The following is a 26,550-nucleotide window of genomic DNA, read 5'->3' on the forward strand; positions in this document are numbered from 1 at the left end:
CGCGCCGCGCGCCGATCGCGCGCCTGCGCCGCTGGCTTCTGCGATCGCGCCTCGCTACCATGCGGCCGGCCGTCGACCATCATGGAGCGTGAAGGCAACCCCAGCGAGGCCGCCACGGTGTGGCAGGTCCTGAAGCAGCCCCGCGGTGGAGCGATCCATAATGAGCTGATGTTCCTGGCGGACGCGAGCGAGCAGCTCACCGGATCCCTCGATCCGCACACGATCCTCGAGCGGCTCGCGCGCCTGTCGGTGCCGTTCCTCGCGGACTGGTGCACGGTCGACCTGATCGAACGCGGCGCCGCGGACACCATGGGCCTCGTCGGCTCCGTGCCGCCGCCGTCGGACGGCGACGCGCTGCCGTTCGCGCCCGGGGCGCACGCGGGCGACGCGGCGCCCCCGCAGGGCATCTACGCCGCGCGGCGCCAGCGCGCCGCGGCCGACGCCGCGGGCTCCGATCGCCCGGGCCCGCCGGGCGCGTCGAGGAGCCGGTTCTGCCGGGTCGCGGCGAAGCACGTGAACCCCGAGCGCGAGGGGCTCCTGCGCGCGATCGCGCCCGACGCCGAGGAGCGCCTCGGCATCGCGAAGGTGCTGCACAGCGGCGAGTCCGAGCTGCTCCACGAGCTCGACGGCGGCCAGAGCGAGGAGGCCGCCGAGCGCGCCGCCGCGCTCGAGCAGCTCGGCACGCGCTCCGCGATGGCGGTGCCGCTCATCGCGCGCGGCCGCAAGCTCGGCGTGCTCTCGTTCGGCGTCTCCGAGTCGAACCGCGTCTACTCCGCCGACGACCTCGTGCTCGCGGCCGAGCTCGCGCACCGCGTGGCGCTGGCGCTCGACAACGCCTACCTCTACCGGAAGGCGGAGGAGGCGCGGCAGTCCGCGGAGCGGAGCGCCGACCGGGCCGCGTGGCTCTTCGCGGTCACGGCCGCGCTGTCCGACGCGATCACGCCGCCCGCGGTGCTCCGCGTGCTCGCGAGCGACGTCGTCGCGGCGGCCGGCGCGATGACGGGCATGGTGGCGCTGCGCGCCGGGCTCGGCGGCGAGCTCGAGACCGTGCGCTCGACGGGCTACCTCGAGGCGCAGGTCGCGCGCTTCAAGAGCTACGATCTCAACGCGGAGCTGCCGCTCGCGCGCGCCGTCCGCGAGCGGCAGCCGATCTTCCTCGGCTCGGACGAGCGCTTCGGCGACTTCGATCCCGGCTTCGCGGCGTGCTGCGCCACGACGGGCGAGCACGCGTACGCCGCGATCCCGCTCTTCCTCGAGGGGCGCGTGCTCGGCGCGGTGGGCTTCGGCTTCCCGACGCCGCAGTCGTTCACCGAGGACGACCGGGCGTTCATGCTCGCGCTGGTCCAGCAGAGCGCGCAGGCGCTCGAGCGGGCGCGCCTCTCCGCGCTGCAGACGGAGGAGGCGATGCACCTCTCGCACGAGGTGCTCAAGCAGATGCCCGAGGCGATCCTGGTGACGGACGTCGAGGGCAACATCCGCTACTGGATGGGCGAGGCCGAGTCGATCTTCGGCTACCTCTCCGAGGAGATCGTCGGCAAGAGCATGGCGCTCCTCCACCGCGAGGACGTCCGGGAGGAGACCACGGGCCGGATCCTCCAGCAGATCGAGGACTCGCGCACGTTCGTCGGCGAGGTCCCGTGCGTGCGGCGGGACGGCTCCGAGGTGCCGATCGAGGTCACGGCCTACGCCGTGCACGATCAGGAGGGCCGGCCGCTGTTCCTTGTCGGCATCCACCGCGACATCACCGATCGCAAGCGGGCCGAGGAGGAGCGGGCGCGGCTCATCCGCGTGCAGGCGGCGCGGGCCGAGGCCGAGGAGGCGGCGCGCCGCTTCGCGTTCCTCGCGGAGGTCAGCACGGCGCTCGCCGCGTCGCTGGACTTCACGGCCACGCTCCAGTCGCTCGCGCGGCTCGTGCTCCCGATGCTGGCCGACTTCTGCCTGGTCGACATCGACGACGGCCTCGGCCTGCGCCACGTCGCGGTCGCGCACGTGAGCCCGCTGAAGGAGCCGCTGCTCCGTTACTTCCACCCGAGCCGCGTCGACGGCGAGCCCGGCCCGGTGGCGCGCGTGCTGCGCACGGGCCGGTCGGAGCTCTACGCGGACGTGCGCGGCGACGTGCTGCTGCACGAGGCGTTGACGACGGAGGAGGCCGCGGCGAACCGCGCGCTCGCGCCGCTCTCGTACCTCGTGGTGGCGCTCCGGGCGCGCGGGCGCATCCTCGGGGCGATCTCGCTCGTGTCGTCCGAGTCCGGCCGGTTCTTCGAGCGGGCGGACGTCGCGTTCGCGGAGGAGGTCGCGCACCGCGCCGCGCTCGCGCTCGACAACGCGCGTCTTTACCGCGAGGTGCAGGACGCCAACCGGCTGAAGGACGAGTTCCTCGGGACCGTGTCGCACGAGCTGCGCACGCCGCTCAACGCGATCCTCGGCTGGGCGAGGATGATGCAGGCGGGCTCGCTCGACCGGGTGGCGGAGACGCGGGCGCTGTCGGCGATCGAGCGCAACGCCGAGCACCAGGTGACGCTCATCGACGAGCTGCTCGACGCCTCGCAGGTGGTGACGGGCACGCTGAAGATCGAGCGGCTGGCGGTGGAGCTGACGTTGCCGGTGCAGACCGCGGTCGAGTCGATCCTGCCCTCCGCGGCGGGCAAGGGGGTGGCGATCGAGACGCGGCTCGACCCGGAGGGCGTGTTCGTGGAGGGCGATCCTGCGCGGCTCCAGCAGGTGGTGTGGCACCTGCTCTCGAACGCGGTGAAGTTCGCGCGGCCGGGCGGCCTGGTTCAGGTGCAGCTCTCGCAGGACGAGCGCTTCGCCGAGGTCAAGGTGATCGACGACGGGGAGGGCATCTCGGCGGATCAGCTCCCGCACGTCTTCGAGCGCTTCCGGCACGAGGACAACCCCAGCGGTCGCCGGCACGGCGGTCTCGGGCTGGGCCTGTCGATCGTGCGGCACGTGGTCGGGCTGCACGGCGGCACGGTGCGCATGACGAGCGCCGGCCCCGGGCGCGGGACGACGTGCGCGGTGCAGCTCCCGCTGTCGACGGGCGCGACGGCGACGGCGCTGACGAGCGCCGGCATCGCGCCCGACCCGCGCAACCCGTTCCCGCGGCTCACCGGCGTGCGCGTGCTCATCGCGGACGACGATCCCGACACGCTGGCGATGCTCTCGTCGGTGCTGCGGCGCTGCGGTGCCGAGGTCAGCACGGCGACGTCGAGCACCGAGGCGCTGAAGCTGCTGGAGACGTCGGAGCCGGCGCTGCTCGTGGTCGACATCGGGATGCCCGGGGAGGACGGCTACTCGCTGATCCGGAAGGTGCGGGACCTGCTGCCGCGCAAGGTGGGGCGCACGCCGGCCCTGGCGCTGACGCCGTACGCGCGGACCGAGGACCGGGTGCGGGCGCTCGCGGCGGGCTACCAGATGCACGTGCCCAAGCCGATCGAGCCGATCGAACTGGCGGCGGCGGTGAAGAGCCTCGCGACGGGGCTGCTGCCGTGGTCCCGGGAGGAGTGACGGAGGTTCCAGGGGGCACGCGCCGGGGTGGGGCTGTGCGCGGCAGCGCGCGGGGGGCGCTCGGCCATCCGCCAAGACGGGCGGCGGGAGAGCTTGCGCATGGGAACACCGCCCGGCATGTCTCACTTCGGGCCATGCCATCTGAGACGTTTCGTCGCGCGCCACACAAGGCGCGCCTGAGACGTGGAGCCCGCGGAGACCTTATTGCACCTCGTTCGGTGCTCCACCGCGCCCCCCGCGCGCTGCCGCGCACAGCCCCACCCCGGCGCTCACGCCTGGACGTCCGTTGAAGAGATGAATGGGGGGATCCGGCGGCAGCGGTGGGCGTGGCAGGGGGGAGTGATGGAAGACCGGCAGAGAACAGGATGATTGATATCTGGGAACGTATGCTTCTTTGATGGAAGGCGTCGCTCTCCGCGTCGCGCGGCACGGAGGCTGGCCTCGATGGAGACGGCCTACTTCCCACTCGCCCCGGATTGGGATCTGCGAGGTCCTGAGCCCGTCGACGGAGCGGGTCGATCGCGAGGAGAAGATGCCCGTGTACGCACGCGAAGGCGTGCGGCACGCCTGGCTCGTTGATCCGGTCAAGCGTACGCTCGAGACCTTCTCTCTCGTCCCTGGCCCGGGGTGGGAGCGCGGCCCGGTCCACCGCGACGCCGCGCGCGTCCGCCTCGCGCCCTTCGAGGCCATCGAGCTCGACCTCTCCGTGCTCTGGGCGCCGTAGAACGGCGATCACGGCGGTCTTGGCCGCACGCTCCGCGGAGCGGCGGCGGCCGACGTCGAGGCCCTCGGGTGGCGCCGCTCCGCCGCTCCGGATCAGGCATACCGCCAGCGGCACGGCCACGACGGCGCCGGCCGCCAGCGCGCCGAGCACCGCGAGCAAGCTCCCTGCGCCGAACCCGGCGCAGCCCAGGCGGCGGACGGCGACCACCGCCAGCACCGGCGTGCAACCGGTTAGATTCGCTGGATTTTTTTGCTACCAGCGCGACGCCAGCGAGCGCCTCGAGGGGGGAGGACTTGCCCGCCCGTTGCGAGGCCGGCCACGCCGAAGCCAGGGGACAGCGCTCAAGTCGCCTGCAGGTGCTCGATCAGGATCTTCACGCCAAGGCCGATGAGCACGACGCCGCCAGCCGCGTCGAGCCGCTTGCCGAGCATCGCTCCGAAGCGCCTGCCGGCGTAGAGGCCGATCGCGCTCAGGACCGCTGTCGTGATCCCGATGGTGACGAGGGAGAGCGCGAGAGGCGCATTCAACATCGGAAGGGTGAAGCCGATCGCGAGCGCGTCGATGCTGGTCGCCACGGCCAGGACGAACATGACCTTCAGGGCGAACAGGTCCTTCGGGGCGTCATCGTCCTTGTCGTCAGCGCTGGCCCGCGCTTCCCACAGCATCTTGCCGCCGATGGCTCCGAGGAGCCCGAAGGCGATCCAGTGATCCCACGCTTGCACGAGGGGCCCGACACGTGCGCCGAGGAGCCACCCGATCAAGGGCATGAGCGCCTGGAACCCGCCGAAGAAACCCGCGACGAGCGCGACGTGCCGTGCGCGGATCTCGGGGACTGCCAGCCCCCGCGCGGCCGAGACCGCCGTCGCATCCATGGCGAGGCCGAGAGCGAGGAGCAAGATGGCGCCGAAGCTCACGATACCCCCGCCGCCGGGCCATCGGTGTCCAGGGCGAGCGAGCTCGAGTGCGCCGCGCGTGCAGCGGCGAGCTCGACGACCGTCATCACGAACGTGAGCGCGACGCCTCGGCGCGTCTTCGCCTCGGGGGAGGGCATCTCGGTGCCGCGATCGTGGGAGTGCCTCTTGTCGAGCAGTCTGGCCGTTGCGTTGCTTGTCATGACGTCTCTCGTGTCATGGTAGCCCGGCGGGAGCTCGACCTCCAGATCGAGCCTCGCTCTCGCCTCGTTGACGCAGGTGCTCACGTCGCGGCCGCGGACGTTCGCCTGCACGACGAACTCGCGCGGTGGCTCCTGCCAGGCGTCATGCTGCCCTTGCGGCTCCAGGGGGGGGGCCACCCGGGGTGTGAGGCGAAAAGGGCGACGGTGGAGCGGTTCGGGGCAGCGATGAAGCGGTTCGGGGCAGCGATGAAGCGGTTCGGGGCAGCGATGAAGCGGTTCGGGGCAGCGATGAAGCGGTTCGGGGCAACCGTGGAGCGATTGATGGTCGCCACCTCCAGGGCGACTGGACCGGCCCGGGCAGCTCACCTCCTCGGCTGCCAGTCGCTGGTATTCAACGGCCGAGGAGAACGCGCAGCCTTCTTCGAGCTCGGCCGATCTCTTGCACCGCCGCCGAGTTCGGCATGTCGCGTGTGCGGGCGACCTCGCAGACGCCATGGCCGGCCGCGCAGAGGGCGAGCATCTGCCGGTCGCGCTGCGGCAGCCTGGAGAGGGCCAGGCGTACGGCGAGGAGGCGCTCGCGCGCCGCGACGCGGAGCTCGTCGTCCCGCGGCGGCTCCGGCTGCACGCGCCACGGGTCCGCCACCGGGATCTCCCGGCGGACCCAGGCGCGCTGGCAGTGGTGCCCCACCTTGCGCCAGACGATGCCATGGAGCCAGCCGAGGAGCGCTCGCCGCGGATCGACGGACGGGTCCGGGCGGTACCGGCCCTCCTCGACGGCCATCCATGCGGCCATGACCACGGCCTGCACCACGTCCTCTCGGTCGCGGGGCGATACACCGCCGGCGGTGACGAGCGCGGCGATCCAGGGGCGCTCGGCGATGATGCGCTCCACAGGAATGCGGATCGCGGGGTGGCTGGCGAACGACGGACGGCGCCGCCGGGGAGCGCTGCGCTCGTGGACAGCGGTGGTCGTGCGGCGTCGAGTCTGCATACCGGACCTCGGCAAGTCGTGTCTGTCGAAGAGCCCTCGACGCCATCGCGCGCCCGTGAAAACCACGCGGCGGCCGTGCGCGCCGGCCGACACCGCAGCTCGCGGGTCGAGCCGACCAGCGTCGAGGCCCTCGGTTGACGATGCTCGTGAGTCGCCGCGGTGGAGGCGCTTGTCTTCAGCGAACGCGCGCTGCGGGAGTCGCGAAAGCCAGGGACTCGTCGCGGTCGGACCCGGGAGCGACGCCCGGCACGTCGCGGCGGGTCCGCTCCAGCAGCGCACGCGCCAGCGCGTCGTTCCCGATGGCGCGCGCGGCGGCGGCCATCCTCAGGCGCTCCTGCTCGTCGCCCGGCGCGACGGGCCAGCGCTGCGGCGGGCGCGACATGTCTCGAGGACGACGAGGCGCGCTGTCGCTGACTTTCGATGCCGCCATGGTTCCTGGCGAAGGTAGCTTGTCGTCCGCGGATAGATACGATAGCTCGCGCGCTTCCACCGCCGGCGCCGCGCTCGATGGGGCGTGAGCGCGCGCCGCGAGAGAAGAGCCCGACAGCGCCGCGCCCCCGGAGCGAAAACCGCCGTGCCCGGCGAGCAGGATTCCTGCGGCCAGGACAACGCTCCAGGCGCTCACCGCGAGCGAGGTGCAGGCGTGAGCGACCGTCCGTATCCGCGAGGCCCGCGCGCCGCGCACCGCATCCCGGAGCGCGCGCCGGGCGCGCTGCAGCAGGTGCTCCCGCGATGCGGCGCGCCGGGAACGCTCCCCCGAGCAACCGGTCGCGCGCATCGGCAGCAGCGCGGCGAGGCGGCGGTGATGGCGCGCCTGCCAGCGGCGCGCCGCCGCCTTGAGCTCCGCGCGGCCGTGGCGGACCCGGCTCTTCGCGGTGGTGGCGGGTATCGAGAGCTGCTCCGCGACACGCGGAATGCCCGCCTCGTCGAGCTCGTGGGCTATCACCGCCTGGCGCCGCTCCGGCGGTAACTCGAGGAGCAGCGCCGACAGGAGCTGCCGCCGCTCGTGCTCCATCTGGCGCTCCTCGGAGCTCGGCGCCTCGTCGGCGACCTCCAGCGGCCCGTCCGGCCACGGCTGCTCGCGCCGCCGGTAGGCGCGGCGCCGGTAGTTGGATGCATGGTTGTGGACGATGGCCTTCAACCAGGCACGCAGCTCGCCACGCGCCGGATCAAAGGTGCTGAGGGCCCGCGAGATGCTGTGCAGCACCTCCTGAAGCACATCCTCCCTGTCGGCCTCCGGGATCCTCTCCGATGCCACGCAGCCGCGCAGGTAGCGGAGGTGCTCGCGGACGACGGTCTCCCAGGTGGGCGGCGCTCCGGCGGATACGCCGCGCGGATCCTTTGCATCCATGCCCGTTTCATTAGCCGCCGGTTACTCGATGGTGCTCGAAATCGTTCCCGCGCCGCCGGGGTGCCGAGGTTGCGTTCCTGGTGGATTCCGGATCCCACCAGGCGCTGAACCGACGTGGCGAGGTGCGACGGCAGGGCGGTTTCTGGCTGCATTACGTGGGTATCTTCTGATTCGCCATGAAAAATCTCGCACGCGCGGCGCCCGGGATGCGTGCTTGCGGGCGATCGGTGAGCTGAATAGGCTCGCCGCCCATGCGCTGGACGAGGGGCCTGGGGCTTACGCTCGTGTTGTGCGCTTCAGGCTGGAGCCGCGGCGCGCTTGCCGAGGCGCCGCCGTTGCCTGGAACGGGGGCGGGGCGCTCGCCTTCGGCGGACTCGTCCTCAGGAGCCGCGCGTGCGACAGCTTCGTCCCCAGGCGTCTCGCCCGCGGCGCTCGCGGAGACGCTCCGCCGCGCGGAGCAGGCGCGGCGCGCCGGGCGATGGGAGGACGCGGCGGCGGCGTATCGAGCGGCGTGGGAGTCGACCGGCGACCCTCGCTGGGCCGGGGAGCTCGGGCTGGCGGAGCTCTCGCTGCGTCGATACCGCGACGCCGCGGAGCACCTGCGTCGGGCGCTCGACGCGGCGGACGCGCTCGCGGCCGGGGCGCGGGCCCGGTTTCAGCAGGGGCTCCAGCGCGCCGCGCGGGAGGTCGCCGCGGTCGCGATCGTGGTGGGCGAGCCCGAGGCCGAGCTGTTCATGGACGGCCGGCGCGTCGGCCAGGGGCTCGCCACGTACGTTGTCTATGTCGAGCCCGGCAGCCACGAGGCGCGGGCGACGCTCGCAGGCCACGAGGACGGGGTGGGGCGCTTCGAGGCGCAGCGCGGGGACACGCCGGCGATCGGCCTGGCCTTGAAGGAGAAGCCGCCGGCGTCGGTGCCAGAGGTACCGCCGCGCGCCGCGGCGGCTGCGGTGGGGCCGGCGGCGTTGCGGCCCGGGGCCGAGGGGACGGCGATCGGCCCGGCGGTCCGGGTCGGGGGGCTCGCGCTCGCGTCGGCGGGCGTCGTGGTCGGCGCGGGGTTCGCGATCGCCTGGGCGGTGAAGGACGGCGAGGCCGGGACGCTGCGCGAGCAGATACGCGGCGAGAGCGGGGCGCACGCGTGCGGCCCGAGCAAGGCGATCCCCGACACGCGATGCGCCCATCTGCGGGACGCGGTCGATGCCCGCGACGCCCTGGGCCTGATCGCGGTCGCGAGCTTTGTGGCGAGCGGTGTGGTCGGCGCGGCGGCGCTCTCGTCGTTCTGGTGGGCGCCTTCGCCGGACCAGCGCGGCGTCCGCGTCGTCCCGCGCGTGACGGCGCACGGCGGCGGCGTCCGGATCGGGGGGGCGTGGTGAGGCCCGGCGGGCAGAAGGAGGAGCGGCGATGAGGCGATGGGAGGCCGGGCGGGTCCTGGCGGCGCTGGCGAGCGCGGGCGGCGCGGCGGTCGCGGCGGCGAGCGGCTGCGGGGCCGTCGACGGGTACGACTGCGACGAGTACCTGGCGTGCGAGGTCATCAACCCAGACGGGAGCAGCAACGGCGGCTGCGAGGGGAACTGTGTCCCCACCGAGGTCTATGGTTTTCGAGCGGGCGTGTACCTCGTCGGCAGGAAGGCAGGGCTCGACGACCTGGAGTGCGCCGACGCGCTTCTGCAGACCGAGGGGCTGGACCTGAAGCAGCGCAAGGCGATGAGCCCGCCGCCCCACAGGGACTTCTTCGTCGCGCCGGGAGCGCATCCGGGGTGCGCGCCGTGCGCGTGCACCGCGCCCGCGTGCGCCTTCCCGGCCGGGCTCACGGTGAGCTCCGGCTGGATGTGCGACGACAGCCCCGGCGTGACGCTGACCCCGTTCGACGCGCCGGCCGGCTGGGACGGCGCGTGCGTCGCGCCCGGCGCGGTCGGGGCCGAGGCGTTCGGCTCGTTCCGGATCGCGCCCGTCACCGCGCGCGCCTGCGAGGTCGTGACGTCCCCGGTGCCGCGCGACGGCGATGCGCACGCAGGAGGGCAGGCCGTCACCACCTGCTACGCGCGGCGAGAAGACGGCTGCCCGGCCGTCGGGTACTCCTGTGTCCTCGGCGCGGCGGAGCTCCGCCCGGGCTGGCGCCGGTGCCTCCTCGCGGAGGACGAGGACGCCGAGTGTCCCTCCAGCGACAGGACCGCGGGCCTCCACTTCTCGGAGAAGCTCACCTTCTGGGAGGAGGTCGAGGACAGCCGCGCGTGCACGCCGTGCGCGTGCACCGAGACCGCGCCGAGCACGTGCGAGGCGCTCGTGTCGACGTTCGAGGACGGCGCCTGCCGCGATCTCGTCGCCGCCGCCGTCGTCGCCGGGAACGGCGTCTGCCACGACGCCGAGCCGGGCTCGGCGCTCGGGAGCGTGAGCGCGGCGTGGCTCGTCGACGCGCCGGGGAGCTGCGCGCCGAGCGGCGGGGAGCTCGTGGGCGAGCTGAGCTTGAGCGGCCAGGTGACAGCCTGCTGTTTGCCGGAGGGAACATGACGCGCGCGATCAAGACGACGAGGAACCGGGTGACATCGATGGCGGCGGCGATCGTCGCGCTCGGCGCCGGAGCGGCGCTGCTCGGGGCGTCGTGCCACTACGGCCAGTGTCGCGGCCCGGGTTGCCCTGGTCCCCGCACCGGCACGTGTCCCTGGCATTGCGCAGAGCCCGTGTGGGACGGCACCAGCTACTCCGTCGACGGCTTCAGCAACGGCGTGGTCTTCGCCCTCTGGGTGGGCAGGCCGCGCGACGCGCCGAGCTGTGAATCGTCCAACTACTTTCCTTCGGGAGACCACTATCAAGAGCCGAAGTCCATCGACCGCTGCCCCCGCTGCATCGCCGAGCCGCACAGGGACGAGCGGTACGAGAGGGTCGATCTCCGCAAGGGTGGCCACTGTGGCGATGGCACCTACAACGATGCCCTCGTCGCCGGCGCGTTCGTCGTTCCGGCCGGGTGGGACGGAAGCTGCGTGTCCCAGAGGTCGGACATGTCGCCCCCACCGGAGGACTTCGATCTCGCCATGGGCAGCACCGAGCCTGTAGGCTATGCCTGCCGGACGTCGCTCTCCCTCGACGACGTGGACGCCCTCTGGGGAAAGATGGTCCGGACGTGCAGCCGCTCCTGGAGGCTCGACCAGGACTGCGAGGACCTTGACGCCCTCTGCATCCCGGACATGGCGCCAGGCTTCCGTGAGTGCCTTGAATACCGCGCGGATGGCGAGCTCGAGGCGTGTCCCCGCAGCCACCCGGAGCTCGTGCAGGCCTACCTCGGCGTGGCCGGGTGCTCCCCGTGCGATGCCGATCGGATAAACGGGTCCTGGGAGCGCCAGCAGGCGCTCACCTTCTACGCCGACGAGCACTGTACGGAGCCGATGCCGAGCACCGATACCTGGGGTGACGGTCGATGCCACGACCTGCCGCCCGGCGCTTCTCCGCGCAGCGTCAGCGCGACGTACACCCTCGAGAGCATCGCCGAGTGCGCGCCCAAAGGCGGCGAGCAGAGCGGCGAGATCAGGCCGGTAGGCCTTGTGAGGTATTGCTGCCGGCCGCCCGCGTGACGTCGCGGCGCTCGTGAACTCCTGTACCTCAGGTCGCCTTCCCCGCGGCGCGGAGTTCTTGCTCCGGCGACCTGCCATGCTTGCCAGTGCAGACACGCCATCTTACGGTGTGCGCTCGCAACCGCAGTACGGGAGGAGAAATCAATGCCCTCGAAGAAGAAGGATTCGAATTGGACCACCTGGGAAGACATGCCGATCGACGAGTTCCGGTCGCGCGCCGAGAAGGCCGAGGCGATGGCCGCGGAGCTCGCTGAGAAGCTCGACGGCCTCTTCCCGGGGCTCGTGACGATGACGAAGGAGCAGCGGCAGACCGCGCCTCGGCTGCGCGACGGCGAGCACGCGATGCTGCACAAGGTGCTCGACGTGGTGGACATGAAGCCTGCGCTGTTCGAGTCGCTCGCCGATCAGGACGAAGGGATGGACCCGAACCGCTTCGAGACAGCGCTGCTCCGGGAGCGGATCGAGAAGCACCTGCTCTTCAGCAAGGTCGCGGAGAGCCTCGCGCCTGTCGGCGGAGAGCTCGGCGACTCGACGCTCTACACCGCCATCAAGTTCCGCGAGACGCTCTATGCGGCCTACCGCATCGCCAAGACGCACGCGCAGACGGATCGGAAGGTCATGGATGTCCTGGCCCCGGTCATCGACTTCATGCGGAAGAACACCGCCGCGGGGGCCGCGACGAAGAAGAACCGCAAGGCGGCGCCGAGCCCGAGCCCGGACGCCGTCGCCGGCGAGGCGTAGCCTCGGAGAGGGCGGGGGATCCCGCCGCGCGTTTCTCGCCTCCTTGGCCCGTTCGCGGCCGAGGAGGCGAGGCGTTTTGTTACACCGAATCGACGGATGGCTTTGCGCGGGCAAACCTCGCCCGGGAAACTGGATGCAATCGCCGCGGGCGATGCTCCCTCTCGCCCTCGCGGGCTTCGTGCTGGCGACGCGCGTCGGGCACTCACGACCAGCGCGGCGCGCGGCGTCGAGCTGAGGGCCCCGACGAGCGCCGCGCCCCTCCGCGGTCAGGCGTTCAGCCTCGCGCTGAGCAGCGTGATGCCCTCGACGAACAGACGCGCGGAGATGGCGAACATGACGAGGGCGATGATGCTGTCGAGGACTCTCCAGGCGAACGGCCGCCGGAATACGGGCGCCAGGAGCCGCGCGCCGTACCCGAGCGCCGTGAACCAGAGGACGGAGGCGAGCATCGCGCCGCCCGCGAAGAAGGCGCGGGTCTCGACCGGATAGCGACCGGAGATGCCGCCGAGGAGCACCACCGTGTCGAGGTAGACGTGGGGATTGAGCCACGTGAGCGCCAGGACCGTCGTGATCGCCTGGCGCAGCGACCCTCCCTCGCCTCGCTCCGTGCCGAGGCTCGACGGCGAGAGCGCCCGGCGCACCGCGGAGACCCCGTACCACGCGAGGAAGGCCGCTCCGCCCAAGGCGAGCGCGGTGAACAGGCTCGACGAGGAGTTCACGAGCGAGCCGACGCCCGCCACGCCGGCCAGGATCAGGGCAGCATCGCTGAGGGCGCAGATGGCGACGAGCGGACCGACGTGCCGCCGCACAAGCCCCTGGCGCAGCACGAAGGCGTTCTGCGGTCCGATGGCGATGATCAGGCTCGCGCCGAGGGCCAGTCCTTCCAGCAGAGCGACGATAATTTGCGATCCCATACCTGTCTCTCCAGTAACAGTAAGAGGAGCGTCGTACCCGGTCGCAGCCGCCCCTGCAACCCGCATCTCGCGACTCAAAGCAAGGCAACTTCCGCTGGTCTCACCTTCGAGGCGTGACCTTGGCAGCGTGACACCCTGACCCTGGCACGGTGTCACCGTGACCCTGGCACGGTGTCACCGTGACCCTGGCACGGTGCCACCGTGACCCTGGCACGGTGTCACCGTGACCCTGGCGGCGTGACGCCAAGAATTCGACGCCACTCCGCCATGACCTCGGTGTCGTGACACCGTGACATCCCAAGCATCTACGCCGCCGTGACAGGGTGAATTCCTGCTGCGCAGCAGCGCGCTGGCAGGGCAGCCACGAGGGTTGGTGCGCAACAGGTTGCGTGATCACGCAACCCCGTACCTGACGGTGAGTACGACAATTGTCAATTTCCAGGTCTGGTACGTTCGGCACATCGATTGCTATGGGGCGCCCGTCGACGGGAGGGGTGCTGGGGTCACGGACAGCGGGGAATCGAGGAACGCCTGAGTCCGCCAACACGGTCCATGACGGACGCGTGCCGCCAGAGGAGCTTCGACTGCCTTCTCGATGGCACGCGCGGCGGATGCGTGCTGCGTGCTCGACGGCCGTTTCGCGCTGACACCCAGGACACCTGAACGTCGAGGAGTGCGCCGGATTGCGCGTCTCATCACTTGGCATCTCGCGCATCCACATGATCGGCTGATCCGCAACGGCAGCAGGCAGCGGCCCTGACCGCGAAGGCGACCCGAGCGGACCAAGCCGCGCGTTGTTCTCGAAATTCTTACACATGGGAGACATGAAGGTGAGCACCATTCGCCCTGCAAAGGAGTGCCAGGATTTCCGCAGCGAGCTGAGTCGGGATGGGCTGCTCGAGGCGATCACCCGCCTGTACCGCCCGCGCGACGGGATCTTGCTGATGAATCTGTCCCTGATCGGGGCGCTCGTCGCCGGCGCCACGGCCGTCGTGCTGTACGTGTCGTGGTGGTTCATCCCGGTCAGCATCATCGTCGTGGCGTCGCAGCAGCGAGCGCTGAAGAACTTCGTTCACGACGCCTCTCACCGGAACCTTTCCCGCAGCGTGAGGTGGAACGACCTGCTCGCGAGGTACCTGCTTGCGCCGCTGACCTTCGAGGACTTCGACGTCTACCGCGAGAAGCACATGCTCCACCACGCCCACCTGGGCTCGGCGAAGGATCCGGACTTCATGCCGCCGGACGACCGAGGCACCAACGGCAGCGCGTGGCGCCTGTACCTCAAGATGCTGCTCAGCTGGTCGATGTGGAAGTTCTCCGTCGGCGAGAGCCTCCCCAGGCTGAACGGCAAGCAGCGGCTCTACATCGTGGGCTGGTGGGCGACGTTCTCCGCCGTCCTCGGGGTCGTGACCAGCGCTGCGGCGGTCGGTTGCTTCCTCGGGCTCTGGATGCTGTCGAAGGCCACCACCTACCATTGCGTCCAGGCGTTCTGCGAGCTCTGCGACCACGCGCGGCTCCCGACCACGTCCATCATCGCTTACACGCGCAATATGCCCAAGAACGCTCTCTCCTGGCTCCTGCACCCGTTCAACGACAACTACCACCTGGTTCACCATCTCATCCCCAAGGTCCCGATGGTGAACCTGTCCAAGGCGCACCGGATCCTGCTCAACAACGCCCGCTACGCGGGAGGGCCCCAGTGCGACTCGTATTTCTTTGGCCCGAGGTCCGTGGTGAAGACGTGGTTCCCGTCGGGTCAAGCTGCACGCGAGCTCCCGGCGCCTGCGTCCAGGAAGCCGGCCCCGGCCGTCCTGCGCCCCTCGAGACCACACGTGCAGACGAGCCTCGAGCGCTGGCCGTTATGAGCCAGCGTGGTGTAGACAGTGGCACGCGGCCGAGTGAGCTCGTTGGGCTGCGTCCGCGTCGGGCGATGACGAGGTGGATGGCCGCGTCGGGTACGGCCATCAGGGTTCGGCGCAGGGGTCGCCGCCGCGCCGGAGGGATGGCACCGCGGGCATGAGGCGGTCGTTCGTTGTTTCTTGTAGCGTACTTGGAACCCTTGCTGCTGCGATTGAGGTGCGCCTGGCGGGGATCTCATCGCTTCCTGAAGCGCGGTGTTCTTGCTCTGGCAAACAGGCATGCTTGTGAGCGCTTCCATGAGATCTTAACGTACCCGCTCGCAACGGCATCACGGGAGGATATATCAATGCCCTCGAAGAAGAAGGATTCGAACTGGACCACCTGGGAAGACATGCCGATCGACGAGTTCCGATCGCGCGCCGAGAAGGCCAAAGCGATGGCCGCTGAGTTCGTCGAGGAGCTCGATGACCTCTTCCCGGGTCTCGTGACGCTGACGAAGGAACAGCGACAAACCGCGCCGCGGCTGCGCGACGGCGAGCACGCGATGCTGCACAAGGTGCTCGATGTTGTGGAAATGAAGCCGGTTCTGTTCGAGTCGCTCGCGGACCAGGACGAAGGCATGGATCCGAACCGCTTCGAGACCGCGCTGCTCCGGGAGCGGGTCGAGAAGCACCTGCTCTTCAGCAAGGTCGCGGAGAGCCTCGCGCCGGTCGGCGGAGAGCTCGGCGACTCGGCGCTCTACACGGCCATCAAGTTCCGCGAGACGCTCTATGCGGCCTACCGGATCGCCAAGGCGCACGCGCAGACGGATCGGAAGGTCATGGATGTCCTGGCCCCGGTCATCGACTTCATGCGGAAGAACACCGCCGCGGGGGCCGCGACGCGGAAGAGCCGCAAGGCGGCTCCGGCAGCGGCTCCGCTGCCTGTCGCCGACGAGGCGTAAGCCTCGGGGAGGGCGGGAGGAGCCCGCCGCGCGTTCCTCGCCGCCTCGACCCGTCCGCGGTCGAGGAGGCGAGGCGGCCCGCCTCCTCGATTCCCCACGAGCCGCAGGACGACGATGCCAGCGCTCAGGCGCCCCGCGAGAGCCACACGAGCGCGAGCGCGAGCAGCGCGGGCGCGCCCTGCACGAAGAAGATCCTGCGCCCCACGGTCAGGCCCCCGTAGACGCCAGCGACGACGACGCAGACGAGGAAGAACGTCTTTCGAGCGAGCGCGTCACCCGCGTCGTGCGAGAGGAGCGACCAGAAGAGCCCGGCGGCGAGGAAGCCGTTGTAGAGCCCCTGGTTCTTCGCCAGCGTCGCCGTGGTGTCGGCGAGCTCCTGCGTCATTCCGAAGGTGCGCAGGCCGCGCGGCGTGGTCCAGAGGAACATCTCCAGAACGAGGATGTAGATATGCTCGATGGCAACCAGGAGGACGAGCAGCGTAGAAGCGATTTGCATGAAAATCCCCTGCTGGACACGTCGCGTGTGCCCGCATGGATCTCGGGCCGGCGCCCGGTGACCCGCCTCATCAGCTTGCGGCGGCGCGGGTCACCGGCAGGCCTGTCCGTGGAGCTCGTGTCGCTCACGATAGCCCACAATCACAGAATGCGATGGGCCTGTCAACACCGCGCTTGTCGAGCAGCATCGCACCCTGAAGTTCGCCGGGTGTGCCAGCCACGCCATGGTCGTGTTCTGGCTCGCAGCGCCGCTCCAGGCAGGAACTCGTCCCGTCGTGAATGATTCCCGGCGTCGCAGGGACTGCGGCTTGCACGGACGCCGGGGGGGCGAGACGGCCCATCACATCGATTCGACCGACTTGAGCATCTCCGGGACGAAGTGGAGCCTCGGCCGGAGCAGCCTGTCGCGACGCCCGGGCTGACGGACCTGGAGCACGGCGCCCCCCGCGTCGCGATTCGACGCATCGAGAAGGTCGTCCACGAAGGTATAGCTGTAATTCTCGTCCTTGATCGAGGTCCTGTCCTGCGCAGCGGCCTCGGGGATCGAGACGCAGAGGACCAGCAGCGCGGCCTTGGCCGAAAAGAGCGATCGCGATTTCATCAAGCCTCCTCGCTCTCATCGGACACGAGCGAGGACCGCGCATTGGGCATCTTTTGCTGACCCCGATGATGGAGCCCGGCGCACGCCTGCGCGGTCGCTGCGATCGGATCGCCCGTCTCGAGCCTCTCGCGTCGAGGGCCCGCCCTGCTCGCTCCGGGGGAGGGGAGCGACGCGCCCCTCTGCGGACAGCCGCGCTCGATGTCGTCGCGAGGCGCCTCCTGGACGGAGCGCCGGATCGCGCGACAACGCGGGTGACATCGCCCACATTCCGCGTAGAATCACCCCCCGATGCTCATCCGCGGTCGAAGGAGCATGCCTGGCAGCCTCATCGTTGCGGTCGTCGCGGCGCTCGCCGCCATCGTCCCCGGCGGAGCGGCGGGGGCGTCCGACGAGGCGCCGACGGCCGACGAGGCGCCGACGGCCGACGAGGCGCCGGCGTCCGACGAGGCGCCCGCCAAGGTGGCGACCGACATCGCCGTCGGCGTTCGGCTGGAGGCGGTCGCGGACGTCAAGGTCGCGCGGGCCGAGGTCGCCCGGGGCTCCACGGTGAGCGTCGCCAGGCTCATCGAGCGGCAGGGCCGGGTCACCGCCGTCGACGTCGAGCTCGCCGACGGCCACATCGCGCGCGTGGCCATGGCGACCGTCCGCGCGTCGTTCCGCGTCCTCTCCGAGTAGCCGACCCTCTCCGAGTAGCCGATCGCCGCTTCTTCGCCCCCGCGCCCGAACGCGGCTAGGGTGCCGCCATGCGGAACTCCGCGAAGGTGCGCGTCGCCGTGCTGTTCGGCGGGCGCTCGGCCGAGCACGAGATCTCCCTCCTCTCCGCGCGCTTCGTCGTCGAGGCGCTCGACCGCGATCGCTTCGAGCCGGTGCTCATCGGCATCGACAAGTCCGGCCGCTGGCTGCTCCAGGACGAGGCGCTGCTCCTCAGCGCGGCCCGCGACCCCCGCCTCGCCCGGCTCAACGACGCGATGCCGGAGATCGCGCTCGACGCCCACCCGGGCCCCGCCGGCGAGGCCACGCTGACCGTGCCCGGCGGCGCGCGCTCCCCGATCGACGTCGTCTTCCCCGTCCTGCACGGGCCCACGGGCGAGGACGGGTGCGTCCAGGGCCTGCTCGAGCTCGCCGGCGTCCCGTACGTCGGCTCCGGCGTCCTCGGCTCCGCCGTGGGGATGGACAAGGACGTCATGAAGCGCCTGCTCCGCGAGGCGGAGATCCCCATCGTGCCCCACGTGTCGCTCCGCCGGGCCGCGTGGGACCGCGACCGCGGCGCGTGCCTCGAGCAGATCGCCGCCCTGTCCCCGGCCGGGAGCGGCTTCGGCCCGATCTTCGTCAAGCCCGCGAACCTCGGATCGTCCGTCGGCGTCCGGCGCGTGACGACGCGCTCCGAGATCGAGGCGGCCGTCGAGCACGCCTTCGAGTTCGACCTGAAGATCGTCTGCGAGCAGGGCATCGAGGGCGTGCGCGAGATCGAGTGCTCCGTGCTCGGCGACGACGACCCGATCGCCTCCGTGCCCGGCGAGATCGTGGTCGGGCACGCCGACGGCTTCTACTCCTACGCCGCGAAGTACATCGACGCCGAGGGCGCCACGATCCGCATCCCGGCCGACCTCTCCCCGGCCGAGGCGAACGCCGTGCAGCTCCTCGCGCTCCGCACGTTCCGCGCGCTGGAGGCGTCGGGGATGGCCCGCGTCGACCTCTTCCTCGCCCCGGACCGCTCGCTCTATGTGAACGAGATCAACACCATCCCCGGCTTCACGGCGATCTCGATGTACCCGAAGCTCTGGGAGGCGAGCGGCATCCCCGCGCGCGAGCTCATCGCGCGGCTGATCGACCTCGCGCTCGAGCGGGGCGCGCGGAAGGCCCGCCTCCGGACGAGCGCCTAGCACCGCGTCGTCCAGGGACGACCAGCCGCGCGCACGTCGCCGGCCTCGTCCTCCGCGCCGGCGCGCAGCGGGGTCTGCTGGCGCCAGCGCGGCTCGACGAGCCTGCGGGTCAGGGCCGGCGCGCTCTCATAAGCAATCGACGAGGCCGTCGTAGAGCGATCTCTCCGTTCCGGGGAGCGCGGCGTCGATCGCCCGATCTGCCGGCGCCGAGAGCGCCTCGACGAGGTCGACCACCGCGGTGTTCGGGGCGATGGGCATGTCGCAGACGAAGGTCCTGGCGTCCACCTCCACGGCGCCCGTGGAGGGCAGGATCTCCTCGCTGCTCGCGGCGAAGATCCAGACGCAGCGGCCTATCGTCCCGGTGTGCTCCTCGACGGAGCAACGGAATCGAAGCGACTCGTAGTTGCTGTAATCGCCTTCGCAGAACGTGTCGCCGCACACGGCGTCGAAGTCGTCGTCCAGCGCGCGAAGCAGCCCGTACCAGGCGTCGATCGCGTCCGAGCTCGTGAAGTACGACCCGGCCTCGACGAAGCTCCTGGCGCTGGTCGAGCCGACCGGGGCCGCTGCGTCGTCGTGCTGCGGAGCGGCGCTATCCGGTCGCTCCGGGGCGGCGCCTTGCGCGGCAGAGCACGCGAGCGCGAGGACAGGGAGGAGCATGGACATGGAATGACGAGCCAACATAGGTGCCTCCATCCGAGCGCGGCGCGCGGCGCCGGCTCGAGCTAGCGCGCCGTGTCCGGGTCCCCGCGCTGCCTCGCAACGGCGAGGCCAGCGCGAGGTCGGACCTCGCGGCGCTCCGGTGGGCACGCTTTGCGAGCGGTGTGCCGCGGCTATTTTGCCGGGTTTTATGACCCTCCCCGCGCTCCGGGACCTGGCGGCCGCCAGGCGGTTCCAAACCCGCCACCCCGCGGCCATCGCGCCCGGCACGCGCGCGCCCAGCAGGGGCGAAGGCGCGCGCCCGGGCCGTCCCCGTCAGGGAGGCGAACGGGTAGCGGCCACCCGTTCCAGCCACTCCTTCACGGCTGCCTCGAACAGCGCCGGTTGCTCGGTCTGCAGGTTGTGGCCGGCCCGGTCGAGCAGCACGAACGACGCCCGCGGGTACGTCTCGAGGATGCCCCAGAGATCGCGGTAGCCGACCACGCTGTCCTGGCGTCCCACCAGCATCAGGGCCGGCCCAGGGAACGGCGCCTCCAGGTCGTCGACCTCAAAGCTGAAGGGGACCTTCCGGCCGAGGTGCTGCTCCAGGAAGACCGTGTCCGCCGCGCGCAGCCCGGGGAGGATCTCGTCCCGGAACCGCTCCCAGACGGCGGGCACCTGGCGCACGTGGATCGCCTCGAACGCGCGCCGGTCCTCATCGGGAAGGGTCGCGAGGAACGCCTCGTCGCGCTCCAGCACCCGCAGCGGGGGCGCGTTGGCCTCCCGCGTCTCCTGCACGGCCACCGGGCACACGAGCAGCAGGCCCGCGACGCTCCGCGGCCGCTCGTGGACCACACCCCGGGCCAGGTAGCCGCCGTAGGACTCGCCGGCGACCAGGAACCGCTCGCCGGATAGCATCTGATCGACGATCCCGAGCACCACCTCCAGCATGCGGTCCGACCCGTCGATCCAAGGTCGCCCCGGGGTCCGTCCCATGCCCGGCAGGTCGAAGTAGATGCGCCTCCAGCTCCCCGGCGCCGACCGGAACACCGGCTCCATGCACCCCTTCATCAGCCTGTGGTCGGGCCCCCAGCCGTGGAGCATCAGGATGGGTGTCCCGGAGCCGATCGCCTCGACCTGGATATCGAGGTCCCTCACCGTGCATCGCACGGGCGCACCCTAGCCGCCTACGCCTGCATCCCCCACGTCGATCTGCGCCTCCGCTGCCAGCGCCGGACGCGCTGCCAGGCGTCGGACGCGCTGCCGGGCGCCGGACGCGCTGGTCTGGGCGCTGAGCGGCGGGCCGTTCACCGGGATGCGGAGCCCTTCCCCATCACCGGCCCGCGGATCTGCCCCCCCTGCCTGAACGCGGAGCGTGGCGGCTAGTCCTCGCTCACGACACCAGACCACGGATTCCTCGCGGCTTGCGGTATCAAGGCTGTCACCCTATGCGTCTCTACGGACTCCGAGCGTGGTGCGCTCTCCGAGCGTCATGCTCTTCCGAGGATTGTCTGTGGGGGGTTACATGAAGGGTTTTTCTCTGCTCGCAGCGCTGTGCTGCCTCGTCATCCCGAGCGTGGCGTTCGCCGCAAACTTCAGCGGCGTGTGGAAGTCGCGAGAACCGGACGGGGTCGTCGTCAACCTGAGCGACACCGGATTCTCGGTGTCGGGCACGCTCAACGCCGGCCATTTCGAGCATACCCTCAGTGGTACGCACGACACCGCGACCAAGGTCACCATGCAGGTCAACAGGAGAAACACCAGCGACGGCTGCGTCACGGTCATGTATGGCTATTGGGAGCTGATCCAGGAGAACACGGCGAGAGCGGTGATCATAGGCACCGACGGACGGTGCGAGCTCAGCACGAATTATCAAGAGACGCGGACCTTCGACCGCCGATAGCGAACGAACACAGACTCGTCTCCGCCTGGACGACGGTCTTTGCACCATGAACGACCCCAGCCGAGCCGCGCGCGCGGACCGCATCGGTCCTCGCGCGCGTCGAGGCGCAGCTCGGCGGCCGCGTTGGAGGTAGGCGGCCCCGCTGGCCTCGCGAGCTGCGTCCCTCCGCGGGCCGGGCAGCTCGGCGAGGCCTCCGCTTCCGCTTTGGGCCTCACGCCGGCTCGAGCCGCACCCCGGGCGCGCCGAGCGATGGCCGCCGCACGACGCAGGGGCCGAGCGCGTCGAGGAGGCGCGCGTGGCGCTCGGGAGGCGCCCACACGAGGATGTGCCCGCCCCCGCCCGCGCCGCACATCCGGAGCACCTCGACCCCGATCCCGTCGAGCCGCTGCTGCATGGACAGCGCGATCGCGCTCGCCGCCTCCGAGAGCCGCACCTTGGCGGCCGCCCCGCGGCGCATGCCCGAGAGCACCAGCGCGAGCGAGCCGATCTCGAACCCGCGCGCCACGTCGCCGGCCGCCGCCACGAGCTCGCCCTTCGCCTCGCGCGCCGCGCCGGCGTCCACCCGGTCCAGCACGTCACCGGACACGCGCCGCAGCGCCGTGTCCACCAGCAAGAGCCCCGCCGAGAGCGCCGGCACGAGCTCCGGGCAGCCGATCGAGAGCGGCCGCACCCCCGAGCAGCCCCGCGCGTCGAAGGCGAGATCGAGCAGCCCGCCGAAGGCGGCGAACACCTGATCCTGCGCGCCGCACGCGTTGCCCAGGCGCTCGCGCTCTATCGCGACCGCCTCGCGCGCCAGCTCCTCCGGCGACGCGACCTCACCCACCGAGGCGCGCAGCGCGAACAGCGCCGCCACCGCCGCGGACGCGCTGCCGCCGAGGCCAGCGCCGGGCGACGTCTCGGCCTCGACCCGGAGCGCGACCCCGTCGCCCACGCCCGCCGCGGCGAGCGTCGCCTCGATCAGCCGGAACGCGAGGTCGTCGCGCGGCGGATCCCCGCGGCGCCGCGTGAGCACGCGCGGCGCGCTGGCCTCGGTGGCCTCCACGGCCTCGGCGCTCCCGCCCGGCTGCTCCCGACCGCGCCCGCGCGAGGCGAGCTCCAGCCGCACCCAGCCTCGATCGAACGGCTCCACGACCACGCGGACGCGCAGATCGATCGCCGCGCCCACGACGCGACCGCCGTCGTGCCGGGCGACGCCGGGCAGGTCGCTGCCTCCTCCGGCGAAGGAGACGCGCATCGGGGCGCTCGCGGCCGCGCGCCAGAGCGGGCTTCGCAGCGTTCGCGACGCGAGGAGAGAGCCGGCGCAGGGGGTGCTCATGTCGTCTTCAACGCCTCTTCAACGCCTCAACGCTCCCGCGCGGGCGCGACCCGCCGGCAGAGGAGGAATCCCAGGGACCGACGCGGAGCGCCCGCGGCGGCACCTCGTGCAGGGAGCGAGCCAGTCATGGAGCGCCCGGCGTGCACGCACGCCCGCCCCCGAACAGCGCCCGAACCGCGGCTCCCAGCGCCGTCCTCCGCAGGCGCACGCGCGCCGCGCGTCCTTCCTTGCAATTGAGTTGCGGACGGAGATCACGCGCCCGCCGCGCGCCGCGAGCTCCGCGCCGCCCGCGGGCCGCGTTCAGTTCAGGTCCTTGCTCGTCGGCTCGTTCCGCGGCGCGGGTTGCGCGCGCGCCGCGTCGAGGATCCTGTCGATCACCCTGAGCCCGGCCGCGAGCATGTCCCGCTCGGCGCGCTCGCCCCCCGCGTGCACCTCGGCCGCCTTCTCGCGGAGGGTGAGCGCGTCGCGGCGGACGACCGGGAGCCGGGCGGCGGCCGCCGCCTCGGCGATGCACCCGGCGAGATCGTAGACGAGGAACGCGTCCTCCTCACTGATCCGGGGCTCCGCGCGGCGCCCGCGGCGCGCCCCGGCGCGCGCCGGGGTGCCGCCCGCGCCGTCCTCACGGACGAGCGCGGCGACCTCGCGCTCGTCGTCACCATCGCCGATCGATCCCGAAGAGACGCGGTCGAGCAGGCCGGTGAGCTCGACGCGGTAGGTCGCGAGCACCAGCGCGCAGAGCGCCCCGCGGTCACGCAGCGAGTAGAGGATCAGCTCGAGGAGCCGGTCGGACCGGGTCGCGCAATTTTGCATCGCCGCCTTTTACGGCGTTCCCCCACGGGACCTCAATCCAGAACGCCACCGCCCGCGGCGGATCGACCGGCGAGCGCGGGGTGCGTTACGCATCGCGGGCGCCCGCGTGGCGCCTCGCCCCGCCGAGGCGCCGGCGAGGTGGGGGACCCCACGCGACGGTTGCGGAGCTGTGCGGGATCGGTCAATAGGTCCGACCCTCCTGCGCCGGCGGGCCGCGACGGATGTCGCGCGCGCCGGTGCTCCCTGATCGGCCTGTCACCTGATCATCGCATCGGCATTCCCGTGACCGCGAATCGTCCCACGAGCCCCACGCCCACCGAAGAGCAGTCCACCGAGCCCACCTCGGCCACCGTCGCGAGCGCCGCCGCGATCAGCCAGGTCAGCCCACCTGCGCCCAAGGACGGCGCGCCCGGCGCCGGGCTGAGCGAGCGAGGCGAGGCGATCGTGCGCGAGGAGGAAGCCGTGCTCGCCCGCGTGTGCGCGCACCTCGCCGCCGCGGCGAACAAGCCGTCGCGGCCGCCGCCCATCGAGAACTACGAGGAGCAGCTCCTCTCGCTGCGCGACCAGATCGCGGCGGCGCGGCTCGAGGACGTGCCGGCGCTGGTGCAGCAGATGGAGCGCCTGCAGGGGATCGCCGCGCGGCGGAACGAGAACGTCGTCGAGCCCGTCGATCCGAAGTCGCCCTACTTCGGCCACCTGCGCCTGCGGGAGAAGGGCCGTCCAGAGCGCGACGTGCTCATCGGCCGCACGACGCTCGTCGACGCGAGCGCCGGCGTGCGCATCGTCGACTGGCGCCACGCGCCCGTCAGCCAGATCTACTACCGCTACGAGGAAGGCGCGGAGTACGAGGAGACCTTCGGCGAGCGCGAGGTCGAGGGCACTGTGCTCGTGCGGCGCACCGTCACCATCGACGACGGCGAGCTCTACCGCATCTCGGCGCCGCAAGGGACGTTCGTGCGCGCGCCCTCGGGGAGCTTCCGCGAGATCGCGACGCGGGCGACCGAGCTCTCCGGAGGCCAGGGCAGCGCCGTCCGCCCCGAGGACATGCGCGACATCGCGCTCGCCGGCGCGGCGGCCGCGCGCGGCGGGCTCGGGACCGGGGCGACGTTCCACGCGCGCGAGGACCGGCACCTGCCCGAGATCGCCGCGCTGCTCGACCCGCGGCAGTTCGAGCTCATCTCGAAGCCGGACTCGGGCATCGTGGTCATCCAGGGCGGCGCCGGCAGCGGCAAGACGACGATCGGCGTCCACCGGCTCGCCTTCCTCGCCTACAACGGCGGCCGCCGCTTCACGGCCGACAAGATGCTCGTCATCGTCGGCAGCCCCGCGCTCCGCGCGTACATCAGCGAGGCGCTCCCCGCGCTCGGCCTGGCCGGCATCGCAGTGGAGACGTTCTCCGAGTGGGCGCGCGCGGCCCGCAAGCGCGCGTTCCCGTGGCTCGAGGCGCCGGTCGAGGAGAACACGCCCTCGGTGGTGACCCGCTACAAGACCCACCCGGCGATGCTCCACCTGCTCGAGCAGCGCGCGGCGGAGCTCAAGGACGACGCGCGGGCGCGGCGCGACTCGCGCGGCACGCTCGCCTTCTGGGCCGACGTGCTCACCGATCTCGACCGGGTGACGGCCGCCTTCGAGGCCGCGGGCGACCCCGAGTTCGGCCCCGAGCAGGTGAAGCGGGCGTGGCGCTGGTGCGCGGACCGCTGCCCCGCGGTGCTCGATCTCGACCCCGGCGATCGCGCCGAGCGCAAGGCGGCGATGGCCGACGAGCCCGCGGACGACGACGACGAGCGCGGCGCGGACAGGGGCGAGGTCTCGAACGACGACCGCGCCGTGCTCGACCCCGAGGACGACGCGCTCCTCTTGCGGGCGTACCAGCTCCTCCGGGGCGAGCTCCGCAAGGGGAAGAACGTGCTCGTCTACGAGCACCTCTTCGTGGACGAGGCGCAGGATCTGGCGCCGATCGACCTCGCGGTGCTGCTCGGCGTGGTGGCCGAGCCGCGCAGCGTGACGCTGGCGGGCGACACGGCGCAGCGGCTCTTCATGGACTCCGGCTTCCGCGACTGGCGCGCGACGCTCGACGACCTCGGCCTGTCGCGGGTCGACGTCGAGCCGCTGCGCATCGCGTACCGCTCGACGCGCGAGGTGCTCGCGTTCGCCCGCGCGGTGCTGGGCCCGCTGGCCGATCCGACGCCGCCGCTCGCGCCGCGCAGCGGCGCGCCGGTCGAGCACCACCATTTCCCGAGCGCCGGCGCCGCGGTCGCGTTCCTGGCCGACGCGATCCGCCCGCTGTTCGCCCGCGAGCCTCGCGCCACCCTGGCGATCCTGGCGCGCCACCCCGAGCAGGCGGACGTGTACTACGACGCCCTGAAGATGGCGGAGATCCCGAACCTCCGGCGCATCCGCGCCTACGAGTTCGCGTTCCGCCCCGGCGTCGAGGTGACGGAGATCCGGCAGGTGAAGGGCCTGGAGTACGACTACGTGGTGCTGGTCGACGTGAACGCGTCGACCTACTCGGCGGACGACGAGTCGCGGCACCTGCTGCACATCGGCGCGACGCGCGCCGCGCACCAGCTCTGGGTGATCTCCACGTCGGCGCCGTCGCCGCTCGTGCCGGACTGGCTGGGCTGAAGGCTCCGGGGGAGGGCGGCGGCCGGGCTGAACCGAGGCCCGCCGCCCTCGGCAGGCGCTCGGCAAGCCCGGCAAGGCAGATGGACACAATCGACAGGGGGCCGTGAGAGAATCCTTGACCAACGGGGGGCCGTGAGTAGATTCCCTCTCGCGCGGTGGAGCAGCCTGGTAGCTCGTCGGGCTCATAACCCGAAGGTCGTGGGTTCAAATCCCGCCCGCGCAACCACGACCCAAGCAGTAAGCAGCAATGAGGACGCGAGGATTGGCCGAATCTGGCCACCTCGCGTTTTTCGTTTCTGGTCTCTGGTCTCTGGTCTCTGGTCTCTGGTCTCTGGTGCCTGGTCTCTGGTCCCTGGTCTCCTGGCCGGCCGGCGCCGGGGGCTCCGGAGCTGCGGACCACGGTGCGGAAGGCTGACCTTGCCGGGCTGCGCCGGCACGTATCGTGAGCTCGGAGCACCTCTGGCCTCGATGACGCTTCCGCGGGCCATGGTCCACGAGGGTGAACCAGGCGCCGGCGCCGGGGGCATGGTCAAGGAAACCGGCCTGTTGCTTCACCATGGCAGCGGGCGCGAGG

22 protein-coding genes, 1 tRNA gene and 1 pseudogene are annotated in these 26,550 nt (G+C 71.7%); 13 read left to right on the plus strand and 11 right to left on the minus strand.

The annotated features are described in order from the left end of the window. Nucleotides 1–81: 81 nt before the first annotated feature. On the plus strand, nt 82–3,507 hold the full coding sequence (locus tag WME76_RS03350; protein ID WP_437958772.1) for a GAF domain-containing protein: 3,426 nt from the start codon (nt 82–84) through the stop codon (nt 3,505–3,507). Between the two features lie 447 nt (nt 3,508–3,954). Continuing rightward, nucleotides 3,955–4,231: pseudogene (locus WME76_RS03355) on the plus strand (Uma2 family endonuclease); the annotation flags it as partial. Nucleotides 4,232–4,572: 341 nt separating this feature from the next. Here the strand turns inward: WME76_RS03355 and WME76_RS03360 are convergent. The 4 genes from WME76_RS03360 to WME76_RS03375 all read right to left on the minus strand — a co-directional run bounded on the left by WME76_RS03360 (nt 4,573) and on the right by WME76_RS03375 (nt 7,687). Continuing rightward, nucleotides 4,573–5,145, minus strand: a complete 573-nt coding sequence (locus WME76_RS03360) for a manganese efflux pump MntP (RefSeq protein ID WP_437958773.1) — start codon at nt 5,143–5,145, stop codon at nt 4,573–4,575. Further along, entirely contained in the window at nt 5,142–5,522 is a 381-nt protein-coding gene (locus WME76_RS03365) for a hypothetical protein (RefSeq protein ID WP_437958774.1), read from the minus strand. The genes WME76_RS03360 and WME76_RS03365 overlap by 4 nt, the downstream gene beginning before the upstream one ends. 214 nt (nt 5,523–5,736) lie before the next feature. Then, nucleotides 5,737–6,336 carry an RNA polymerase sigma factor gene (locus tag WME76_RS03370; RefSeq protein WP_437958775.1) on the minus strand — a complete coding sequence of 200 codons (600 nt, stop codon included), beginning with the start codon at nt 6,334–6,336 and terminating at the stop codon, nt 5,737–5,739. A gap of 175 nt (nt 6,337–6,511) precedes the next feature. Beyond that, nucleotides 6,512–7,687, minus strand: a complete 1,176-nt coding sequence (locus WME76_RS03375) for an RNA polymerase sigma factor (protein ID WP_437958776.1) — start codon at nt 7,685–7,687, stop codon at nt 6,512–6,514. Nucleotides 7,688–8,022: 335 nt separating this feature from the next. On the opposite strand from WME76_RS03375, the gene WME76_RS03380 reads away from it, so the two are divergent. From WME76_RS03380 to WME76_RS03395, 4 genes are all read left to right on the plus strand, one after another. Beyond that, nucleotides 8,023–9,057 (plus strand): hypothetical protein, encoded by a 1,035-nt coding sequence (locus tag WME76_RS03380; RefSeq protein ID WP_437958777.1) that lies wholly within the window; start codon nt 8,023–8,025, stop codon nt 9,055–9,057. Between the two features lie 28 nt (nt 9,058–9,085). After that, complete coding sequence (locus tag WME76_RS03385) at nt 9,086–10,192, plus strand: hypothetical protein (protein WP_437958778.1); 1,107 nt, start codon at nt 9,086–9,088, stop codon at nt 10,190–10,192. Further along, nucleotides 10,189–11,250 (plus strand): hypothetical protein, encoded by a 1,062-nt coding sequence (locus tag WME76_RS03390; RefSeq protein ID WP_437958779.1) that lies wholly within the window; start codon nt 10,189–10,191, stop codon nt 11,248–11,250. Before WME76_RS03385 ends, WME76_RS03390 begins: the two co-directional genes overlap by 4 nt. Before the next feature lie 144 nt (nt 11,251–11,394). Beyond that, entirely contained in the window at nt 11,395–11,991 is a 597-nt protein-coding gene (locus WME76_RS03395) for a hypothetical protein (protein ID WP_437958780.1), read from the plus strand. Between the two features lie 266 nt (nt 11,992–12,257). Here WME76_RS03395 and WME76_RS03400 read toward each other — a convergent pair whose 3' ends face one another. Then, nucleotides 12,258–12,905, minus strand: coding sequence for a LysE/ArgO family amino acid transporter (locus WME76_RS03400; protein WP_437958781.1), 648 nt, complete (start codon nt 12,903–12,905; stop codon nt 12,258–12,260). An 815-nt stretch (nt 12,906–13,720) separates the two neighbouring features. Between WME76_RS03400 and WME76_RS03405 the strand changes: the two genes are divergently transcribed. After that, nucleotides 13,721–14,770 (plus strand): fatty acid desaturase family protein, encoded by a 1,050-nt coding sequence (locus tag WME76_RS03405; protein WP_437958782.1) that lies wholly within the window; start codon nt 13,721–13,723, stop codon nt 14,768–14,770. 341 nt (nt 14,771–15,111) lie between these two features. Next, a complete protein-coding gene (locus WME76_RS03410) occupies nt 15,112–15,708 on the plus strand; it encodes a hypothetical protein (RefSeq protein WP_437958783.1) in 597 nt (198 codons plus the stop codon). 124 nt (nt 15,709–15,832) lie between these two features. Here WME76_RS03410 and WME76_RS03415 read toward each other — a convergent pair whose 3' ends face one another. Both WME76_RS03415 and WME76_RS03420 read right to left on the minus strand, forming a co-directional pair. After that, entirely contained in the window at nt 15,833–16,204 is a 372-nt protein-coding gene (locus tag WME76_RS03415) for a DUF1304 domain-containing protein (protein WP_437958784.1), read from the minus strand. A gap of 339 nt (nt 16,205–16,543) precedes the next feature. Beyond that, the gene (locus tag WME76_RS03420; RefSeq protein WP_437958785.1) at nt 16,544–16,804 is read right to left on the minus strand and encodes a hypothetical protein; all 261 of its coding nucleotides are present in this window, start codon (nt 16,802–16,804) and stop codon (nt 16,544–16,546) included. A 312-nt stretch (nt 16,805–17,116) separates the two neighbouring features. Here WME76_RS03420 and WME76_RS03425 point away from each other — a divergent pair, with 312 nt between their 5' ends. Together WME76_RS03425 and WME76_RS03430 are read left to right on the plus strand one after the other, a co-directional pair. Next, nucleotides 17,117–17,479, plus strand: coding sequence for a hypothetical protein (locus WME76_RS03425; RefSeq protein ID WP_437958786.1), 363 nt, complete (start codon nt 17,117–17,119; stop codon nt 17,477–17,479). 68 nt (nt 17,480–17,547) lie between these two features. Next, a complete protein-coding gene (locus tag WME76_RS03430; RefSeq protein ID WP_437958787.1) occupies nt 17,548–18,687 on the plus strand; it encodes a D-alanine--D-alanine ligase family protein in 1,140 nt (379 codons plus the stop codon). A 126-nt stretch (nt 18,688–18,813) separates the two neighbouring features. On the opposite strand, the gene WME76_RS03435 is transcribed toward WME76_RS03430, so the two are convergent. Both WME76_RS03435 and WME76_RS03440 read right to left on the minus strand, forming a co-directional pair. Continuing rightward, on the minus strand, nt 18,814–19,350 hold the full coding sequence (locus WME76_RS03435) for a hypothetical protein (protein ID WP_437958788.1): 537 nt from the start codon (nt 19,348–19,350) through the stop codon (nt 18,814–18,816). 309 nt (nt 19,351–19,659) lie between these two features. Further along, nucleotides 19,660–20,493, minus strand: coding sequence for an alpha/beta fold hydrolase (locus tag WME76_RS03440; protein WP_437958789.1), 834 nt, complete (start codon nt 20,491–20,493; stop codon nt 19,660–19,662). Between the two features lie 355 nt (nt 20,494–20,848). On the opposite strand from WME76_RS03440, the gene WME76_RS03445 reads away from it, so the two are divergent. Beyond that, on the plus strand, nt 20,849–21,226 hold the full coding sequence (locus WME76_RS03445) for a hypothetical protein (RefSeq protein ID WP_437958790.1): 378 nt from the start codon (nt 20,849–20,851) through the stop codon (nt 21,224–21,226). A 211-nt stretch (nt 21,227–21,437) separates the two neighbouring features. Here WME76_RS03445 and WME76_RS03450 read toward each other — a convergent pair whose 3' ends face one another. Both WME76_RS03450 and WME76_RS03455 read right to left on the minus strand, forming a co-directional pair. Next, nucleotides 21,438–22,541 (minus strand): GHMP family kinase ATP-binding protein, encoded by a 1,104-nt coding sequence (locus WME76_RS03450; protein WP_437958791.1) that lies wholly within the window; start codon nt 22,539–22,541, stop codon nt 21,438–21,440. 300 nt (nt 22,542–22,841) lie between these two features. Continuing rightward, nucleotides 22,842–23,351 (minus strand): hypothetical protein, encoded by a 510-nt coding sequence (locus WME76_RS03455; protein ID WP_437958792.1) that lies wholly within the window; start codon nt 23,349–23,351, stop codon nt 22,842–22,844. A 282-nt stretch (nt 23,352–23,633) separates the two neighbouring features. Here WME76_RS03455 and WME76_RS03460 point away from each other — a divergent pair, with 282 nt between their 5' ends. Next, a complete protein-coding gene (locus WME76_RS03460; RefSeq protein WP_437958793.1) occupies nt 23,634–25,976 on the plus strand; it encodes an ATP-binding domain-containing protein in 2,343 nt (780 codons plus the stop codon). Between the two features lie 149 nt (nt 25,977–26,125). Beyond that, a tRNA-Met gene (locus tag WME76_RS03465) sits at nt 26,126–26,202 on the plus strand. Nucleotides 26,203–26,550: the final 348 nt, after the last annotated feature.

Source organism: Sorangium sp. So ce119, assembly GCF_051524405.1.
In the GTDB taxonomy this organism is placed as follows: Bacteria; Myxococcota_A; Polyangia; order Polyangiales; family Polyangiaceae; genus Sorangium; species Sorangium cellulosum_G.

What these genes read in the sequence shown, in the direction of transcription:
- WME76_RS03400 (WP_437958781.1), bottom strand. Translation starts at nt 12,905, where the DNA reads ATGGGATCGCAAATTATCGTCGCTCTGCTGGAAGGACTGGCCCTCGGC.
- WME76_RS03455 (WP_437958792.1), bottom strand. Translation starts at nt 23,351, where the DNA reads ATGCAAAATTGCGCGACCCGGTCCGACCGGCTCCTCGAGCTGATCCTC.
- WME76_RS03405 (WP_437958782.1), top strand. Translation starts at nt 13,721, where the DNA reads ATGGGAGACATGAAGGTGAGCACCATTCGCCCTGCAAAGGAGTGCCAG.
- WME76_RS03370 (WP_437958775.1), bottom strand. Translation starts at nt 6,336, where the DNA reads ATGCAGACTCGACGCCGCACGACCACCGCTGTCCACGAGCGCAGCGCT.
- WME76_RS03425 (WP_437958786.1), top strand. Translation starts at nt 17,117, where the DNA reads ATGCCTGGCAGCCTCATCGTTGCGGTCGTCGCGGCGCTCGCCGCCATC.
- WME76_RS03385 (WP_437958778.1), top strand. Translation starts at nt 9,086, where the DNA reads ATGAGGCGATGGGAGGCCGGGCGGGTCCTGGCGGCGCTGGCGAGCGCG.
- WME76_RS03445 (WP_437958790.1), top strand. Translation starts at nt 20,849, where the DNA reads ATGAAGGGTTTTTCTCTGCTCGCAGCGCTGTGCTGCCTCGTCATCCCG.
- WME76_RS03350 (WP_437958772.1), top strand. Translation starts at nt 82, where the DNA reads ATGGAGCGTGAAGGCAACCCCAGCGAGGCCGCCACGGTGTGGCAGGTC.
- WME76_RS03415 (WP_437958784.1), bottom strand. Translation starts at nt 16,204, where the DNA reads ATGCAAATCGCTTCTACGCTGCTCGTCCTCCTGGTTGCCATCGAGCAT.
- WME76_RS03430 (WP_437958787.1), top strand. Translation starts at nt 17,548, where the DNA reads ATGCGGAACTCCGCGAAGGTGCGCGTCGCCGTGCTGTTCGGCGGGCGC.
- WME76_RS03410 (WP_437958783.1), top strand. Translation starts at nt 15,112, where the DNA reads ATGCCCTCGAAGAAGAAGGATTCGAACTGGACCACCTGGGAAGACATG.
- WME76_RS03375 (WP_437958776.1), bottom strand. Translation starts at nt 7,687, where the DNA reads ATGGATGCAAAGGATCCGCGCGGCGTATCCGCCGGAGCGCCGCCCACC.
- WME76_RS03450 (WP_437958791.1), bottom strand. Translation starts at nt 22,541, where the DNA reads ATGAGCACCCCCTGCGCCGGCTCTCTCCTCGCGTCGCGAACGCTGCGA.
- WME76_RS03435 (WP_437958788.1), bottom strand. Translation starts at nt 19,350, where the DNA reads ATGTCCATGCTCCTCCCTGTCCTCGCGCTCGCGTGCTCTGCCGCGCAA.
- WME76_RS03420 (WP_437958785.1), bottom strand. Translation starts at nt 16,804, where the DNA reads ATGAAATCGCGATCGCTCTTTTCGGCCAAGGCCGCGCTGCTGGTCCTC.
- WME76_RS03395 (WP_437958780.1), top strand. Translation starts at nt 11,395, where the DNA reads ATGCCCTCGAAGAAGAAGGATTCGAATTGGACCACCTGGGAAGACATG.
- WME76_RS03390 (WP_437958779.1), top strand. Translation starts at nt 10,189, where the DNA reads ATGACGCGCGCGATCAAGACGACGAGGAACCGGGTGACATCGATGGCG.